The organism is Streptomyces sp. NBC_01689 (genome assembly GCF_036250675.1).
In the GTDB taxonomy this organism is placed as follows: Bacteria; Actinomycetota; Actinomycetes; order Streptomycetales; family Streptomycetaceae; genus Streptomyces.
In genome coordinates this window covers 2545025-2561766 of record NZ_CP109592.1, presented here as the reverse complement: position 1 = coordinate 2561766, position 16742 = coordinate 2545025, and the positions used below count along the sequence as shown (strand labels likewise).

The 16742-nt window shown below is 72.4% G+C and carries 16 protein-coding genes and 1 riboswitch; of the genes, 6 read left to right on the top strand and 10 right to left on the bottom strand.

Features of this window, described 5'->3' with window-relative positions:
- Positions 1-94 precede the first annotated feature (94 nt).
- The 3 genes from OG776_RS10905 to OG776_RS10895 form a co-directional block, all read right to left on the bottom strand.
- Positions 95-1834 carry an LCP family protein gene (locus OG776_RS10905; protein WP_329320327.1) on the bottom strand — a complete coding sequence of 580 codons (1740 nt, stop codon included), beginning with the start codon at positions 1832-1834 and terminating at the stop codon, positions 95-97.
- Positions 1835-2347: 513 nt separating this feature from the next.
- Positions 2348-3559 (bottom strand): glycosyltransferase, encoded by a 1212-nt coding sequence (locus tag OG776_RS10900; protein ID WP_329323691.1) that lies wholly within the window; start codon positions 3557-3559, stop codon positions 2348-2350.
- Between the two features lie 332 nt (positions 3560-3891).
- The gene (locus OG776_RS10895) at positions 3892-4344 is read right to left on the bottom strand and encodes a MarR family winged helix-turn-helix transcriptional regulator (protein ID WP_187285883.1); all 453 of its coding nucleotides are present in this window, start codon (positions 4342-4344) and stop codon (positions 3892-3894) included.
- Positions 4345-4565: 221 nt separating this feature from the next.
- Here OG776_RS10895 and OG776_RS10890 point away from each other — a divergent pair, with 221 nt between their 5' ends.
- On the top strand, positions 4566-5540 hold the full coding sequence (locus OG776_RS10890) for an alpha/beta hydrolase (protein ID WP_148012466.1): 975 nt from the start codon (positions 4566-4568) through the stop codon (positions 5538-5540).
- A 71-nt stretch (positions 5541-5611) separates the two neighbouring features.
- On the opposite strand, the gene OG776_RS10885 is transcribed toward OG776_RS10890, so the two are convergent.
- On the bottom strand, positions 5612-6103 hold the full coding sequence (locus OG776_RS10885) for a MarR family winged helix-turn-helix transcriptional regulator (RefSeq protein WP_329320324.1): 492 nt from the start codon (positions 6101-6103) through the stop codon (positions 5612-5614).
- A 119-nt stretch (positions 6104-6222) separates the two neighbouring features.
- Here OG776_RS10885 and OG776_RS10880 point away from each other — a divergent pair, with 119 nt between their 5' ends.
- Together OG776_RS10880 and OG776_RS10875 are read left to right on the top strand one after the other, a co-directional pair.
- Positions 6223-7854, top strand: coding sequence for an MFS transporter (locus OG776_RS10880; protein ID WP_329320322.1), 1632 nt, complete (start codon positions 6223-6225; stop codon positions 7852-7854).
- Positions 7855-8064: 210 nt separating this feature from the next.
- Positions 8065-8766, top strand: coding sequence for an SDR family oxidoreductase (locus OG776_RS10875; protein WP_148012464.1), 702 nt, complete (start codon positions 8065-8067; stop codon positions 8764-8766).
- 26 nt (positions 8767-8792) lie between these two features.
- On the opposite strand, the gene OG776_RS10870 is transcribed toward OG776_RS10875, so the two are convergent.
- Positions 8793-10172: a VWA domain-containing protein gene (locus OG776_RS10870; protein WP_329320318.1), complete on the bottom strand. Its 1380-nt coding sequence runs from the start codon at positions 10170-10172 to the stop codon at positions 8793-8795.
- Positions 10169-11026 carry an AAA family ATPase gene (locus OG776_RS10865; RefSeq protein WP_329323690.1) on the bottom strand — a complete coding sequence of 286 codons (858 nt, stop codon included), beginning with the start codon at positions 11024-11026 and terminating at the stop codon, positions 10169-10171. The genes OG776_RS10870 and OG776_RS10865 overlap by 4 nt, the downstream gene beginning before the upstream one ends.
- A gap of 166 nt (positions 11027-11192) precedes the next feature.
- On the opposite strand from OG776_RS10865, the gene OG776_RS10860 reads away from it, so the two are divergent.
- A complete protein-coding gene (locus OG776_RS10860; protein ID WP_329320316.1) occupies positions 11193-11765 on the top strand; it encodes a TetR/AcrR family transcriptional regulator in 573 nt (190 codons plus the stop codon).
- A gap of 56 nt (positions 11766-11821) precedes the next feature.
- Here OG776_RS10860 and OG776_RS10855 read toward each other — a convergent pair whose 3' ends face one another.
- A complete protein-coding gene (locus OG776_RS10855; protein ID WP_148012461.1) occupies positions 11822-13006 on the bottom strand; it encodes a CaiB/BaiF CoA transferase family protein in 1185 nt (394 codons plus the stop codon).
- Positions 13007-13271: 265 nt separating this feature from the next.
- Between OG776_RS10855 and OG776_RS10850 the strand changes: the two genes are divergently transcribed.
- Positions 13272-14066 carry a maleylpyruvate isomerase family mycothiol-dependent enzyme gene (locus tag OG776_RS10850; protein WP_148012460.1) on the top strand — a complete coding sequence of 265 codons (795 nt, stop codon included), beginning with the start codon at positions 13272-13274 and terminating at the stop codon, positions 14064-14066.
- Between the two features lie 161 nt (positions 14067-14227).
- Here the strand turns inward: OG776_RS10850 and OG776_RS10845 are convergent, their stop codons facing one another.
- Positions 14228-14728 (bottom strand): MarR family winged helix-turn-helix transcriptional regulator, encoded by a 501-nt coding sequence (locus OG776_RS10845; RefSeq protein WP_148012459.1) that lies wholly within the window; start codon positions 14726-14728, stop codon positions 14228-14230.
- A gap of 129 nt (positions 14729-14857) precedes the next feature.
- On the opposite strand from OG776_RS10845, the gene OG776_RS10840 reads away from it, so the two are divergent.
- Positions 14858-15373 (top strand): YceI family protein, encoded by a 516-nt coding sequence (locus OG776_RS10840; RefSeq protein ID WP_148012458.1) that lies wholly within the window; start codon positions 14858-14860, stop codon positions 15371-15373.
- A gap of 111 nt (positions 15374-15484) precedes the next feature.
- Here the strand turns inward: OG776_RS10840 and OG776_RS10835 are convergent, their stop codons facing one another.
- Positions 15485-16273, bottom strand: a complete 789-nt coding sequence (locus OG776_RS10835; RefSeq protein ID WP_148012457.1) for a glutathione S-transferase family protein — start codon at positions 16271-16273, stop codon at positions 15485-15487.
- 91 nt (positions 16274-16364) lie between these two features.
- Complete coding sequence (locus tag OG776_RS42435; protein ID WP_351626776.1) at positions 16365-16439, bottom strand: putative leader peptide; 75 nt, start codon at positions 16437-16439, stop codon at positions 16365-16367.
- Between the two features lie 36 nt (positions 16440-16475).
- A riboswitch (SAM riboswitch) is annotated at positions 16476-16622 on the bottom strand.
- Positions 16623-16742: the final 120 nt, after the last annotated feature.

The following is a 16742-nucleotide window of genomic DNA, read 5'->3' as shown; positions in this document are numbered from 1 at the left end:
GGTGCGCCGGGTAGGGGGTCCGCTCCGCGGACGGCGCCTCCGGGACGGCGCCTCCGGGGCGGGGTCCGTCCGCCTCGCGGGTGGGTGTGCCGGGTCAGGGTGCCGAGTCCTTCTTCCCGGTGGCTGCCGCGTACGCCTGGGACGGGGTCATGGCGACGCCGTCGAGGCTGACCGTCCTGTACGTGCTCACCTTGGCGCAGGACTTCGACGCGTCGGCGGTCTCGGAGTGGGCGTCGGCCGTGGCGGCCTTGGTGTCGGCCGGGGCCCCGGAGGCCGTGGACCCGCCGGGGAAGGTGCCGCCGCCGGTCCAGTCCTTGCCGATCACCAGCGTCAGGCCGTCGGCGGTGCCCTGTTCGAGGTGCGAGGAGGAGAGGCCGAGCGCGTGAGCGACCGTCTGGGCCTCCGCCTTCTTCCCCGTGCCGTACGTGAGCGTGGTCGTGGCCGCGAGGCCGGGGGCGTTGCCGGTGGTCGTACCGGAGCTGAAGCCCCGATCGGTCAGGGCGCCGGCGACGGCCGACGCGCGGCCGCTGATGCCCGTGCCGTTCTCCACCGTCACCGCGATCCGCGCGGCGGGCACCGCGGAGGCCGTGGCGGTCGCCGTGGCCGCGGCGGAGGTCTTCCCGGAGGCCGCCGTCAGCGACTGGTCGTGCGCGATGGTGGCGAACAGGCTCCGGGCGGCCGGGGCGGGCACCACCCGGTCGCTGTCGTTCGGGTCCGGTGCCGTCTGCATGGTGGCGAACGTGATGCGCTTGGCCGGGACCTTGTCGAGATCGGTGGCGAGCCCGACCAGCTTCTTGACGCTGCCGAGACCGGTGTCCACGGTGAGGGCCTTGGTGGCGGCGTCGGCCAGCCTGTAGACGGCCGCGGGATTGGTGAGCGTGCCGGCGCTCTTGAACTTGCGGATCATGGAGCTGAGGAAGATGTGCTGGGCGTAGGTGCGTCCCAGGTCGCTGCCGTCACCGAAGCCGTGCCGTGAGCGGACGAACTCCAGCGCGGCCACGCCTTTGAGGGTGTGCGTGCCCTTGGCGAGCTTCAGGTGGGAGTACGTGTCGTAGACATCGGCGTCGACGCACGCGGAGACCCCGCCCACCGCGTCCGACATCTTCACCACGCCGGAGAAGTCGAGCTGGACGAAGTGGTCGATGGGGATGCCGGTGAGCTGGTGCACGGTGGCCACCTGGCACGCGGGACCGTACTGCAGAGCGCTGTTGACCATGCCGGTGTAGCCGCCGGTCGCCGTGCCCGACGCGGTGTTCTTGCAGGCGGGCACGGTGGTCACGGTGTCACGCGGGATGCTCATCACGGTCGCGTTGGACCGGTCCGCGGCTATGTGCAGCACCATCTCCACGTCCGCGTTGCCGCTGCCCGACTGGACGCCCGTCCGCGAGCAGCCGCCGCCGAGTTTGCAGTCGCTCGCGCTGGTGCGGCCGTCGCTGCCCATCACCAGGATGTTGATCGGGGTCCGGCCGAAGGAGTCGGCCTTCTCCTTGCCCGCGCTGTCGCTCGCCGTGCCGTCGGTCAGTGGGACGCTGTGGAGGTTGCCGTTGAGGTGCTCGTAGAACCACCATCCGGCGCCCGCGGTGACCAGCATGAGGAGCGACAGGGATATCACTGCCGTCCGCAGGATCCGTCTGCCGCGTCGGGGACGGCGACGCCGTGACCTGCCGCGACGTGTCCGGTCGGGCATCGCGGGCCCGGAGCCTGTCGCGGAGCGGGAGGCGGCCCGGCCACCCGTCCCGGGCGTGGCGGAGTCCTCCTCCGCACGCTGCCGGGGCACCGCGGGCGCGCGTCGGCGTGTGGCCCGGCCGACGGGGCCGTCCCCTGGGTCAGTCATCTCGCACTCCCACGAAACGGTCGGGCCGTTCAGGCCGTCGATGCTGGGGCGAAGGGGATTCCGTGGGATTCCCACTTGCTTGCGTGGTTGCGCAATATAGCAATCGCATATGACAGGCTTCGGGGCGGCCGGTGTCCGGGTCGCGACGGCCGTGCTCCGGGCCCCCGGCGGCCGATCCAAACACTGGTTCCTGTGGGTGGGCTGGGTGGTGGGTGCCGCGTGCGGGTGCCGGGTGCCGGGTGGTGGGTGGTGGGGCGGGGGCGGGCCGGTACGTCGAGCCCGTCGCCGCTGGATCAGGCGTGGGTCAGGTGGGGAGCCGCTGCTCGATCCGGGCGTAAGCGACGGGCTCGACGCACCGACCCACCCCCTCGCGTGCATCGTCGGGGGGCGGCTCCGGCTCCGGGGGCTCGTGTGTCGCCGGGTGGCGGCTCTCGCTCCGGGGGCTGGTGTGCTTCGTCGGGGGGCGGGTGTGAGGTGCGTAAGGGGATGGTGTGAAAGGGGAGGCGGACTGCCCTAGAAGGGTTCAGGGAGGGGTTCGGGGAGGGGCTCGGGGGTCGGGTGTGTCGGCTGGGGGGACCCGCCGCGGACCCGTTCGATGAGGGCGGCGTACGCGGCGATCATGCGGGTGCGGCTGAACCGTTCGCGGCTGAGGGCCAGGGCCGGGGTGAACTCGTCGCGGCGCTCCACCGCCTCGCTCCAGGCCCGCGCGACCGCCTCGGCGTCGAGCGGGGTGAGGAGGCCGTGTCCGGCGACGATCGAGGCGCAGTCGCCGACATCGGTGGCGACCGGTACGGCGCCGCACATCATGCCCTCGATCAGGGACAGCGGCGCCGCCTCGCCGCTGGACGAAGTCAGGGACACCACGTCGGCGGCTGCGTAGACGATCTCCATGTCGTCGCGTACGCCGAGCAGCGCGATGCGGTCGGTGAGCGCGGCCTCGTCGCCGAAGGCGGCGGCCATGTCCTCGCGGAGGTCGGCGTTGGCCCGCGTCATCCCGGCGCCGCACATCAGGACGCGTCCCTCGGGATGCCGGCGCAGCCAGGCGCGGGCGGCCCGCAGGAACAGGGGCACGTTCTTCATCCCGGCGTAGCGGGCCGCGAAGACGATCACGGGCGCCTCGGCGGGCACGCCCAGCGAGGTCCGCAGCAGAGCGCGCCTGAAGTGGTCCGGCCGGAAACGCAGCAGGTCCACGCCGTTGGGGATGACGTGCAGCAGCTCCGCCGGGATGCCGGCGGCGGCGTACGCCGCCCGCGTCGACTCGGCGCAGCAGACCGCGGCGGCGATCCGGCCGTCGGCGACCGCCGTCCGCAGTTCGTCCAGGGCCGGTCCCTGGTTCTCCGGATCGGAGCGGTGCAGGCAGACCACGACGGGCCGTCGGGGCAGTCCGGCCTGGTTGAGCAGCCCGAGCGGCTGCTCCTTGAGGGACAGGATGACGTCCGCGCCGGCCATGGCCCGTGCGGTGGCGGCCAGTTCCGGGCCGGTGAAGCCGTCCACGGCGTCGGGCGCGCCGTGGCCACGGCCCAGGGAGGTGACCGGGACGCCGGCTCCGGTCAGCGACCGGAAACAGACGTCGTCCTCCATCCGCTGCCTGGTCGCCTCCCGGTACATCTCGCCGTACAGGCTCAGCACCGAGTGCAGTTGACCGCTCTCCTGGAGCCCCATCACGACATCGCTGTGCACGATCCGGGCCCCGCCCGAAAAGAATCCTTCGTAGATCGACAGCACACGCAGTTCGTCCATCACGCGCACCTCACGGCCCGTCTCGCAGAAAGGGAGGAAACCTTTTCAACCCCTGTGATCTGCGGGTTAGCCGCTATGGACACAAGAGAAACTTGCGCGCCCGTGAACTCGTCGTTTCGAACGCGGACACGTTCGGTTACGTCGCACCGTGACGCCGGACGAGGGAGAAAAGGGACGGGGAAAGGGGAAAGGAGAGGGGCGCGGAAAGGGGAGTGGAAAGGGGGGGTGTAGGGCGGGACGTGCGAGGGGCGGGGTGCTTCTGCAACCCGTTCCGGGGTGAAGAACCGGCCATATCTTGGGCGGCCCGCGAGGTCCCGTCAGTGTTCCGTGACGTTGGCCGTCAGGAGGCGCAGGAGGTGTTTGGCCGTCGCGTCCTGTTCCGGGGTCAGGCCCATGGCGTCGCCGATGGCGAGGGGGACCGAGTCGGCCTGCTCCTGCAGCCGGGCCCCCGCGTCGGTGAGGCGGATGGCCACGGAGCGTTCGTCCTCCGCGCGGCGTTCACGGCGGAGCAGACCGGCCGCCTCCAGGCGCTTGAGCAGCGGGGAGAGCGTGCTCGACTCCAGTTGCAGCGCGTTGCCGAGGTCGCGCACGGTGATCGAGTCCTGCTCCCACAGAACGAGCATGACCAGGTACTGGGGATAGGTCAGGTCCAGTTCGTCCAGAAGCGGACGGTAGCGCGCCGTCACCGCCCGGGACGCGGCGTACAGGGCGAAGCAGAGCTGGTCGTCCAGCAGCAGGGAACCCCCCTGCGGTGGTCCGGCTGTGCTCATGGTGCGGCTCCGGTCCTCGTGCCTGCGGGTCGGGCGGGTGATCCCGGTCTCCCGGGAGTGTCGGCGGCTCAGTCTATCTTTCAGGTCCCCCCGATCGTATCGCGTACTAATGAGTTGTGCGCGACTAAGTCGAGCGCTACTGTCTCGGGTGTGCCGCTGCTCCACGGCGAAACCCGCCGCCGGAGTCTGCCCGCGGCACCACCAGATCCGAGGAGACCGTCATGACCGGCGCCACCGGCAACCGTCCCGTTCTCGAACCTGCCGCCGCGGCCTTCGCGGAGGCGACCGCGAACCCGCCGTACCTGTTCGATCTCGCGCCGGCGGAGGGACGCAAGGCCGTCGACGAAGTTCAGTCCGGCGGGATCGTGGGGCCCGAGGTCGACGAGGAGTGGACCACCGTGTCGGGTGGTCCGACCGGAGAGGTCCGGGTCCGTGTCGTCCGCCCCGCGGGTGTCACCGGCGTGCTGCCGGTGATCGTGTACATCCACGGCGCGGGCTGGGTGTTCGGCAACGCCCACACCCACGACCGGCTGGTCCGTGAACTCGCCGTCGGCGCGCGGGCCGCGGTCGTCTTCCCCGAGTACGACCTCTCGCCCGAGGCCCGCTACCCCGTCGCCATCGAGCAGAACTACGCCGTCGCCCGCTGGGTCGTCACCGACGGCGCCGAGCACGGCTTCGACGTCTCCCGTATCGCGGTGGCGGGTGACTCGGTGGGCGGCAACATGACCGCGGCGCTCACCCTGATGGCCAAGGAGCGCGGTGACGTCCCGCTCGTCCAGCAGGTGCTGTTCTATCCGGTCACCGACGCCCGCTTCGACACCGAGTCCTACCGCCAGTTCGCCACCGGGTACTTCCTGCGCCGCGATGGCATGCAGTGGTTCTGGGACCAGTACACGACCGACGAGTCCGAGCGCGCCCAGATCACCGCTTCCCCGCTGCGCGCCACCACCGAGCAGCTCACCGGGCTGCCCCCGGCCCTCGTCATCACCGGCGAGGCCGACGTCCTGCGCGACGAGGGCGAGGCCTACGCCGGCAAGCTCCGCGCGGCCGGTGTCCCCGTCACCGCCGTCCGCTACCAGGGCATCATCCACGACTTCGTGATGCTCAACGCCCTGCGCGGCACGCAGGCGGCCGAGGCCGCCATCGCCCAGGCGATCGCCACGCTGCGCACGGCCCTCGGCACGGACACCGACTGATCGGACCGTCGTCGGTGACGTACCCCGGATCCCGCCACGCGGGGTCCGGGGTCAGTCGTGTCCCCGGAGGCTCAGACCTGTTTCGGGGAGTGGTCCCCGTCGGCCGGGAACAGTCGCGAGAGAAGGTCGTCGAGGGTGGCCCGCTCGTCGTCGCTCAGGGCGCCGAGTGCCCGGTGCGTGGCGTGCATCCCGTCGCGGACGACGGCCACCACGGCCGCGCCCTCCTCGGAGAGGATGACGTTCTTCACGCGGCGGTCGGTGGGGCTGGCCTCGCGGTGGACGAGTCCGCGGGCCTCCAGGCGGTCGATGATCCCGGTGATGTTCGACGCGTCGCAGCGGAGCGTGTCCGCGAGGGACCGCATGGGTGCCGGGCCCTGACGCAGCACGTTGAGCGCCTTGGCCTGGCTGTAGGTGAGGCCGTGTGCGGCGGCCGCGGTGGTGAGGTCCGCGTAGAGGCTGACCATGGACGCCCAGAGGGTGTCGAGCAGTACGGCGTGGGAGACGCCGGGGTGCCCGCCGTCCGGAGTCTCGGTGGAGCGGCTCGTTCCAGGTGTCGCGGACATGGGCCCAGCGTAACCCGAAACTTGACTACCTCAACCTTCGATGCTTACCTCTGTCGAGTTACTTGAGGACATCAACCTTATAGAACATGCAGTTTTCTGGGCTCCTAAGGAAGAACACCGTGACACCCTCCGATCGCGGGGCGGCAAGACGCCCCGCAGGCGACCTCTCGCTCGTCCTGGTCCTCGGCCTCGCGGCCATGATCGTCTCGATGATGCAGACCCTCGTCGTGCCGATCCTGAGCATCATCCAGAGCGATCTCGGCACCAGTACCGCGAACGTCAGCTGGGTCACCACCGCGACCCTGCTGTCCGCCGCGGTCTTCACCCCGCTGCTCGGCCGCTTCGGCGACATGCACGGCAAGAAGCCCACGCTGGTCGGCGTCCTGCTGCTGATGATCGCCGGGTCCGTACTGGCCGCGACCACCACCTCGTTGCTGTGGCTGATCGTCGGGCGGGTTCTGCAGGGCGCCGCCACCGCGATCTTCCCGCTCGCCCTCTCGGTGCTGCGGGAGGAGATGCCGCCGGCGAAGCTGCACGGCGCGATGGCGATGGTCAGCGGAACGCTCGCCGTCGGCAGCGGGCTCGCCCTGGTGGCGGCCGGACTGCTCACCCGGGGCGCGGACCCCGACTACCACCGGGTGTTCTGGCTCGCGGTGGGGCTCGCCGCCGTCGCCCTGGTCGGCGTCCTCGTACGTGTTCCCGCCTCCCGGTCGACGACGGGCGGCCGGACCGACTGGCTCGGCGCGGTGACGCTCGCCGGGCTGCTCGTCCTCCTCCTGCTGCCGATCTCGCAGGGGCACGAGTGGGGCTGGTCCTCGGGCCGCACCCTCGGCCTGTTCGTCGCGGCCGTGGCCATGGCGGCCGTGTGGGTGTTCGTGGAGCGGACCGTCCGCGGGCCGATGGTGGACATGCGGATGTTCGCCCACCGGCCGGTGCTCTTCACGAACCTCGCCGGTCTGTTCCTCGGGTTCGCGATGTTCTCGCAGTTCATCGGCGTGGCCTATCTGGTGCAGATGCCGAAGGAGCTGACCGGGTACGGATTCGGCGCCTCGGTCCTGCGCGCGTCCGTCGAGTATCTGCTGCCCACCACGGTCGTCTCGCTGCTCGCCGCGCAGTTCGGCGGGATCCTGGTCGGGCGGATCGGCGCGCGGTTCACCCTGGCGGTCGGCGCCCTGTTCGGTGTCGCCGGATTCGCCTGGCTGACCGCCGCCCACTCGACGTCCGCCTCGGTCATCCTCGCGGGCCTGCTGATCGGTGTGGCCGTCAGCTTCGGGTACGCGGCCATGCCCGCCCTCATCGTGGCGAGCGTCCCGCACCACCAGACCGGTATCGCCAACGGCCTCAACTCCATCTCCAGGTCCGTCGGCAGCGCCATCGCGAGCGCGGTGATCACCTCGCTGCTGGCGTCCAGGTCGGTCGCGCACCTGCCGGCCGGAGTGCCCGCGCTGCCCGCCGAGAGCCAGTTCACCCTGAGCTTCGCGATCGCCGGGGTCGCGTTCGTGCTGATCGTGGCGGTCGCGCTGGTCGGGCTGACGCGCGGGGCGACGCCCGCGTACGTGGTCGACGGGAAGGCCTCTCCGGTGGCGGCCGCGGGGGACGCGGCGACCGGTCCTGACGCCGGAGGCGCGCGGGGTCCGGTCGTCGGACACCTCGTCGGGAAGGGCGACGGTGCCGGGGACGGCGGCGGACCCGCCGCACCCGAGGGGCTCGTCACGCCCGCCGGGGAGCAGGCGGAGGCCGTGACGACCTGACGGCCCCGCGCCTCCTGGATCGCCCTCACCCCGGTACGGACCGGGACGCGGCCGGGAACGCCCCGTACCGCCCCTCGGCGGGAGCGGGGCGTTCCCGGCCGTCGTTGTGCGGGGACCCGCTCGGGCACCTTGGACTTGCCCTCGGAAACCGATCGGTTTACGCTGACCGGGACAGGTAAACCGATCGGTTTCACATTTTCTGGAGTTCTCATGACATCCATCGAAGGTTCGGTCGCCCTGGTCACCGGCGGCAGCAGGGGCATCGGCCGTGCGCTGGTCCAGGGCCTCTACGAGCGCGGCGCCAAGAAGGTGTACGCCACCGCGCGCGACCCGCGGACCGTCACGCACCCCGACGCGGTCCCGCTGGCCCTCGAGGTGACCGATCCCGCGTCCGTCGCCGCCGCCGCCGAGCAGGCCCAGGACGTCACTCTCCTGATCAACAACGCCGGCGCCTCGGTGAACGCGAACTTCCTGGAGTCCCCGGTCGAGGAGGTCCGCCGGGAGTTCGAGACGAACTTCTACGGCCCGCTCCTCGTCACCCGCGCGTTCGTGCCGCTCATCGAGCGCAACGGCGGCGGCCACCTCCTCAACGTCCACTCCGTGCTGTCCTGGATCGGTCTGCTGGGCTCCTACAGCGCGTCCAAGGCGGCCTTCTGGTCGCAGACCAACTCCCTGCGCCTGGACCTGAAGCCGCGCGGCATCGAGGTCACCGGACTTCATGTCGGCTACGTCGACACGGACATGGCCGCGCACGTCGACGCACCGAAGTCGTCGCCCGAGGGCGTCGCGGCACAGGCCCTCGACGGCATCGAGTCCGGCGCCCTCGAAGTCCTCGCCGACGACCTCACCCGGCAGGTCAAGGCCCAGCTCTCCCGGGACATCACCGTGATGTACCCGCAGCTGTCGGCCTGATCCGGGCATCCGCGCCCGGCCGCCGCTCAGACCGGCAGCAGGTGGCCGATCAGGTCGCCGAGCTGCCGGACGTTGCGGCACTCGTGCATCTCGACGAGGCCGGCGTACTCGGGCGCGGCGGAGTCGCCGGTGCCCCACTGGGACCGCGGCTCTGGGTTCAACCAGTAGACGCGCCGGGCCTGTTCGCGCAGGCACCGGACGGCCGGAAGGTTCGGGTCGGCCATGTTCGTACGGGCGTCGCCCAGGACGAAGACGGTCGAACGCGAGCCCACCGCGCCGGCGTACCGCTCGGTGAACTCGCCGAACGCGACGCCGTAGTCGCTGCTCCCGTGCCAGCCCGTCAGCGTGGCCTCGGCCCGGATCCGGGCACCCAGCCCCTCCGGGTCGGCCGCCCCGTGCTCCAGCAGACCGGTCACCTCGTCGATCCGGTTGACGAAGGCGAACACCCGTACCTTGCCGAACTGGTCGTGCAGCGCCTGCACCAGCAGCATCGTGAAGTCCGAGAAGCCCGACACCGACCCCGACACGTCGCACAGCAGCACCAGTTCGGGCCGGACGGGCCGGCGCCGGCGCAGCACGGGCCGCATCGGCACACCGCCCGTCGACAGCGACGCGCGCAGCGTCCGCCGCAGATCGACGGTGCCCCGGGCGGCCCGGCGGCGGCGGGCGGCGAGCCGGGTGGCCAGCTTGCGCGCGAGCGGCTGGACCACCCCGCGCAGCTCGGCGAGCCGGTCGCGGCCCGCGAAGAGGAAGTCCACCCGGTCGGCCGTCGGGGCCACCGCCCGCCGGGCGGTCTCGTCCCGGCCGCGCCGCTCCGCGACCCGCCGTCGCGCCTCCGCCGCGACCAGCGCGCGGAAGTCCTCGATGCGCCGCCGGATCTCGTCCTCCAGGAGCCGGTCGGTGAACCCGGCGGCGCCGGACCGCGCCCGGACCTCGTCACGGGCGCGTGCCAGCAGCGTCTGCGGACGCAGCCGGTCGAGCGTCTGGTACGAGGACCAGCCGTCCGATCCCGGTGAGGAGCCGTACCCCCCGAAGCCGTCCACCGCCTCCACGGCCAGCCGGGCCAGCAGCGCCGCGTCGTCGGCGGCCAGCGCGGACGCGAGGCGGTCCCGCAGCTCCTCCCGGTCGGCGGCGGGCGCGTCGGTGCCCGCCGCGCCGCTCCCCGGTACGCCCACGAGCCGCGGGAAGTACAGGTCGAAGGCGGGATCGAAGACCCGGCGCTGCGCCGTGCCGTGCAGCAGCGTGGCGGCGAGGCCCTCGCGCAGGCGTTCCCGGTCCGTCAGGCCGAGTGCCTCCATCGCCCGGGCGGCGTCCACCGTCTCGCCGGTGCCGATCCGTACGCCGTGCGCGCGGAGCGCGCCGACGAGTTCCGTCAGCCGCCGGGTCACCCCGGCCGGCGCGCTCACACGGCGTCCAGGTCGAGTTTCGCGCCGGCCTTGAGGATGTCGTCCTGGTGCTTGAGGAGTACGCCGAGACTGTCGCGTACGACGGACTCGTCGAGGGTGTCGGCGCCGAGCGCCAGCAGCGTGCGTGCCCAGTCGATGGTCTCGGCGACCGAGGGGACCTTCCGCAGATCCATCTCGCGCAGCGCGCCGACCACCCGCACCACCGACCGCGTGAGCGCCTCGTCCAGGCCCGGCACCTTCAGTCCTACGATGCGGCGCTCCAACTCCTCCTCCGGGAAGCCGATGTGGAGGAAGAGGCAGCGTCGGCGCAGCGCCTCGGACAGCTCGCGACTGGCGTTCGAGGTGAGCACCACGAAGGGCCGGCTGGTGGCGGTGATCGTGCCCAACTCGGGGACGGTGACCTGGAAGTCGCTGAGCACCTCCAGCAGCAGGCCTTCCACCTCGACGTCCGCCTTGTCGGTCTCGTCGATCAGCAGCACCTTGGGGCCGTCGCCCCGGATGGCGGTCAACAGCGGCCGGGGCAGCAGGAATTCCTCGCTGAAGATGTCCGTGCGGGCCTCGTCCCACGTCTCGTCGCGGCCGGCGCTGATGCGCAGCAACTGCTTGGCGTGGTTCCACTCGTAGAGGGCCCGGGACTCGTCGACCCCCTCGTAGCACTGCAGCCGGATCAGCCGGGCCCCGGCGACCTGTGCGACGGCCTTGGCGAGCTCCGTCTTGCCGACCCCGGCGGGGCCCTCCACCAGCAGGGGCTTGCCGAGGCGGTCGGCCAGGAAGACGGTGGTGGCGACCGCGGGGGAGGCCAGATAGCCGGTCTCGGCGAGGCGGGCGGAGACATCGTCGACGGACGTGAACAGCAACGGGGCCTCCAGTGCGGGCGAGGGTGGGCGCACTCTCGAATGTCACTATCCAAGCGCTTGTTCAGTGGCCTGTCACGCGCGGACCGTCGCATGTGACGACGCCCACTCACCCCGGTAGACCGATCGGTTTCCGCGTCGGGTTCCCGCGCGGTAGCCTTCCCGTATGGCCACAACAGACAAGGCGTCCACGAGGGACCGGCTGCTGGACGCCGCGGCCGACCTCTTCTACCGCGAGGGCGTCTCCGTCGGCATCGAGGCACTGTGCAGGACGGCCGGTGTCTCGAAGCGGTCGATGTACCAGCTCTTCACGAGCAAGGACGAGGTCCTCGCGGCGAGTCTCGAACGCCGGATCCCGCTCTACGAGGAGCAGCTCGCGCCCGCTTCGGCGGCCGACGGCACGCCCCGTGAGCGCATCCTGCACGTCTTCGAGCGGGCGGAGTACGTCTCCACGCGCCCCGAGTACCGCGGCTGTCCCTTCCTGGCCGCGCTGGTCGAGCTGAAGGACCCCGAGCACCCGGCGAGCGTGGTGGCGGGCAGGGCCAAGGACCGCCTGGAGGAGAGGTTCCGCGCCGAGGCCGAGCTGGGGGGCGCGCGGGACGCGGCGTTCCTCGCCCGGCAGCTGATGCTGGTCTTCGACGGAGCGAGCGCCCGCGCCGGGTCCCGGATCGAGACCCTGGAGGACGGTCTGGCCACCAGGACCGTGACCGCCCTGCTGGACGCTGCGGGCGTCGGCTGACCTCTGGCGGCGAGGCACGGAGGCCCTCGGGTGTGCCCCGCAGGGCCCCCGGTCGTTCAGACGACGCCGTCGGCGCGCAGCGCGGCGATGTCGGCGGGGCCGTGTCCCAGCGCGGTGAGGATCTCGTCGGTGTGCTCGCCGAGGGCGGGCACGGGGTCCATGCGCGGATCGACTCCGGCGAGGTCGACGGGCGGCAGCAGGGCGGGCACCACGGCGCCGGGCACCCGTACGTCGCGCCAGCGGCCCCGTTCGCGCAGGACCGGATGGGCGAGGAACTCCTCGACGGTGTTCACCCCGGCGTTGGCGATGCCCGCGGCGTCCAGCAGTTCGCCCGCCTCGTGACTGCCGAGCGTGCCGAACCGGTCGGCCACGATCGCGTCGAGCGCGTCACGGTGGGCGACCCGGTCGGGACCGGTGGCGAAACGCGGATCGTCCACGAGGTCCGGGCGCTCAAGGAACCGCTCGCACAGCGCGACCCACTCCCGTTCGTTCTGGATGGAGAGGAGCACGTCCCTGCCGTCGGCCGCGGGGTACGTGCCGTAGGGAGCGATGGTGGCGTGCCGGGTGCCGATCCGCGGCGGCTGGGTGCCGCCGTGGCGCGTGTAGAGGGCGGGCTGGCCCATCCACTCGGCCAGCGCCTCGAAGAGGGAGACCTCCACGGCGCGGGCGACGCCCTGGGTGGCGCGGGTGAACAGGGCGGTGAGGACGCCCGAGTAGGCGTACATGCCCGCCGCGATGTCGGCGACCGACACCCCGGCGCGGGCGGCGCCGTGTTCGTTGCCGGTCAGTGAGACCAGGCCCGTCTGGCACTGCACGAGCAGGTCGTACGCCTTGCGGTCCGCCCACGGTCCCTCGGAGCCGTAGCCGGTGACGGCGCACGGGATCAGTGACCGGTGCCGTTCCCGCAGCGACGCGGCGTCGAGGCCGAGCCGGGCCGCCGCCCCGGGGGCCAGGTTCTGCACGAACACGTCTGCTCCGGCGAGCAGTTGCTCCAGGATGTCGCGACCGCGGGCCGACTTGAGGTCCAGGGTCAGTGACTCCTTGGACCGGTTGAGCCAGACGAAGTAGCTGGACTCGCCGTGCACGGTGGTGTCGTAACGGCGGGCGAAGTCGCCCCCTCCCGGGCGTTCCACCTTGATCACCCGGGCGCCGAGGTCGGCCAGTTGACGGGTCGCGAAGGGCGCCGCCACGGCCTGCTCGACACTGACGACGGTGATACCGGCGAGTGGGAGTTCGGTCATCGGGCGGACCTCCGGGGAGCAGGCCGGGAGAACGGGGCGACGCGGGTCATGCTGCCATCATGGCCGCGCCCGCGGTGATCGCGCAGACACCGGGACGCGACGGCGGCGCGGGCACCGCGGAGTGGGGCCGGGGCGGGACGCCGACGGGCACCGTCCTCGTTTTCCGCCGTCCTAGGACCCGCGGTCTTTGATGCCGCGACGGTCCTCGGTACCGTTCCCGCACCGTCCCATCCCGCCCCACCGCACCCCTCCCCGGAGCCGAGACATGACCGACCGTGCCGACCGGACCATCGCCGCCCTGCGCAGCGGACACGACCACCTGACCTCCGTGGTCCACGGACTCGCCGCCGCCGACCTCACCCGGCCCTCGGGCGCTTCGGAGTGGGACGTGTCCCAGGTGCTCAGCCACCTGGGCAGCGGCGCGGAGATCGGCCTCGCCTCGCTGGAGGGGGCGCTGAACGGGACCGGACCGCGGGGCGGCGACTTCAACACCTCGGTGTGGGCGCGCTGGGACGCGATGTCCCCGGCCGAGCGTGCCGAGGGGTTCGTGACCGCCGACGAGCGACTCGTCAGCACCTACGAGGCGTTGGACGCGCGGGCCCGGCAGGAGCTCCGGGTGGATCTGGGTTTCCTGCCGGCTCCCGTGGACGTCGCGACCGTGGCGGGACTGCGGCTCAGCGAGTTCACCCACCACACCTGGGACGTCGAGGTGGCGTTCGACCCGGCGGCGGCCCTGCTGCCCGTGGCGGTCGGGCCGCTCCTCGACCAGGCCGGTCTGCTCATGGGGTTTCTCGGCAGGGCGGACGCGCTGGGCGGCCGCCACGTCCGGGTCGCGGTGCGGACGGTCTCTCCCGAGCGGGCGTTCGGGCTCGACGTGGGTGACTCGGTCGCGCTGGTCGACGAGCCCGCCGACCCCGACGCCGTGCTGAGCGCTCCGGCCGAGTGGTGGCTGCGGCTCGTCACCGGCCGGCACGCCCCGGCCCGCACCCCGGCCGAGGTGAACCTGAAGGGGGACGCCCTCACCCTCGACGACCTGCGACGCGTGTTCCCGGGGTTCTGATCCGCGCGGCCGTCGTGACGGCCGTCGTCCGGCGCGCGAGGCCGTCCGCGGGGGCGGCTCCGCGCGCCTTCGGGCCGCGGCGTCGGCGGGTGTGCCGCGTCGTGGCCCGCCGGCCCGTCCCCGGAGCCCTTCCGGGCACGGCGTTCCCGGGGCCCCGCGCTCTACGGCCGGTCGCCGGGCGCCTCGGAGGGCGGCAGCAGATCGTGCAGCTGCTCGAACCGCTGCGCGCACGCCGTGCGGGCGATGGCCTGCGAGACCGCGTCGGCCAGCGGGCGCGAGGACTCCCTCAGCAGGGTGCGTGCCTTGTCCGTGAGGACGACCTCGATACCGCGTTTGTCCCCGCAGGCCGAGCGCCGGGTGATCAGGCCCGCGCGCTGCAGACAGGCCACCTGATAGGTCAGCCGTGTCTTGGGCCGGCCCAGCAGCTCGGCGATCTGTGTCATGCGCAGGCTGGAGCCGGGCTGGTCGGCCAGCAGGCACAGCACCAGGAACTCGTCGTGCGAGACCCCCAGGGCGTCCTTCACCCGAGCGCGCAGCTGCTGCTCGATCGCGCCGGCCGCCGCCAACAGCCGCATCCAGGACCGCAGTTCGCCCGGAAGCAGGCCGTCGTCGCCCGCCGGCTCGTGTTCGGGCAGGTCAGCGGGGGCGAGAAAGTCGGCCATGGTGTCACAGTCTACTGGTTGTCCAAATTTGGAAAACGGGCTAGCCTGTGATCGTCCAAATTTGGATGACTCTCGTTCGTCCCACGGCCCGTGCCCCATCGCCCACCGTCAACCGTATGGAGAACACTCATGACCGTCGCCGTCGAAACCGGCCTGTGGCAGCTCGACCCCGCCCGTACCAAGGTCGCCATCCGGCACAAGACGATGTGGGGTCTGGTCACGGTGAAGGGCGTCTTCGCCACCGTCGCCGGGGAGGGCGAGGTGCGGCCCGACGGGACCGCCCGGGGCACCGTGACCCTGGACGCGGCGTCCCTCGACACCAAGAACGGCAAGCGGGACAAGCACCTGCGCTCGGCCGACCTCTTCGACGTCGAACGTCACCCCACCATCACCTTCGCGGTGGACGACGCCGCGGTGGCTCAGGACGACACCGTCACGGTCGCCGGAGAGCTGACCGTGCACGGCGTCACCAAGCCGCAGCCCGCCGTCGCCCGTGTCACCGCGGCGAGCGTCGACGAGGTCACCCTGGACACGGAGTTCAGCGTGGACCGCGACCAGTTCGGCATGGGGTGGAACCAGCTGGGCATGCTCCGCGGCCTGACCACTGTCGTCGGCACACTCGTCTTCACCCGGGTCAAGGGCTGACCGACGACGGGGCCCCGGCCCACCCGCCGTCGCCGCGGCCTTCGGGCGGCCGCGGCGCCGGGCGTCCGGCGGGTGAACACCCCGCCGCCCGGGGGTCGTTCGGGTGACCGCTCAGCCCCGGAGCCCCGCGTCACGGAACGCCGGACGGGCGCCCAGCCCGGCGACGTACTCCCGCAGCCGGCCGTACGGGGAGAGGGCGTCGCCGGCACCGAGGCGGACGAGAGCGACCCACAGGTCGACGTCGGCCGCCGTCAACTCGTCGCCCAGCACGTACGCGTGCGCGGCGAGCCGACGGTCCAGCGAGGCGAGCGCGGCCGACCGCGCCGCCGGCGCCGCCGCCGGGGTGAGATTCCGGTGCAGGAGGACGCGCAGGGCGTCGATGTCCGCGGCGAGGGCCGGCGGGTGCAGCCGGGGGTGCCCGCCGTCGCCGCGACAGCCCGGAAGCTCTCCGAGGTCGCGCAGGATGTCGGGCGTGTGGTTGCTGACGATGCGCCCGCTCCAGCGGTCGCAGAGCGCCGGCGCGGTGAGCGGACCGTCGTAGTGGTGCCAGGTGGCCTCGTACGCGGCCCGCAGCGCGGCGCGGGCGTCCGGCGTTCCGGACGGCGCCGTCAGCAGGGTGGAGGTGACCGAGTCCCGCAGACCCAGCAGGCCGAGGGTGATCGAGATGCGCAGCGAGCGCGGACAGTCCTCGGAGAGGTACAGCTGATAGCGGTGCGGCGCCGGGTAGAAACCGCCGGCCGGACCGACCCCGATGCGGCTGCGGATCCGGTGCCCGCGCAGGGGTGCCGTGCCCCGGGGAGGCCCGGCGACGACGGTCCCCGGCACGGGTGAGGGTGAGGGCGCGGTCGAGGAGCAGGGGGAGGCGGCGGCGGACGGACCGAGCGAGGCTGTCTCGGGCATGACTCTCCATGGGAACGGCGAAGCCCTGCCTCCCCGGGGGGCGGCAGCGGCGGAACGGAGTGACTGCGCTGACGTACTGTCCGGCGGCGGACTAGTAGGCGCTGGAGACCCGCTGCAGATCGATGTGCAGGCGTCTGGTCAGACCGCTCGTGCCCGTTCCGGTCATTCCCGTCGCTCCCGTGTCCGGGGCTCGCGAGAGGCGAGACCACGCTTGCCCCGCCGCTCCGGCGGGACCCGGTCGTCACCCGGGGCACCCCGTCGCGGTGGAAGGGTTGCCTGTCAGCGGGCCGGGGCCGATCAACCGCCTCGCACGGACGGAACCGGGCGAAGGGCGCTGACAATCGTGACCGTCCCCGTCAGTCTCGGTCCGCTCCACGGGCCCGTCAAGAAGGCACCCGCGCGGTCTCACCACGTGGTCGTCCGGGCTGCCGGACGTTGACATCCGTCGGGGGCCGTGCCTAACTTACGC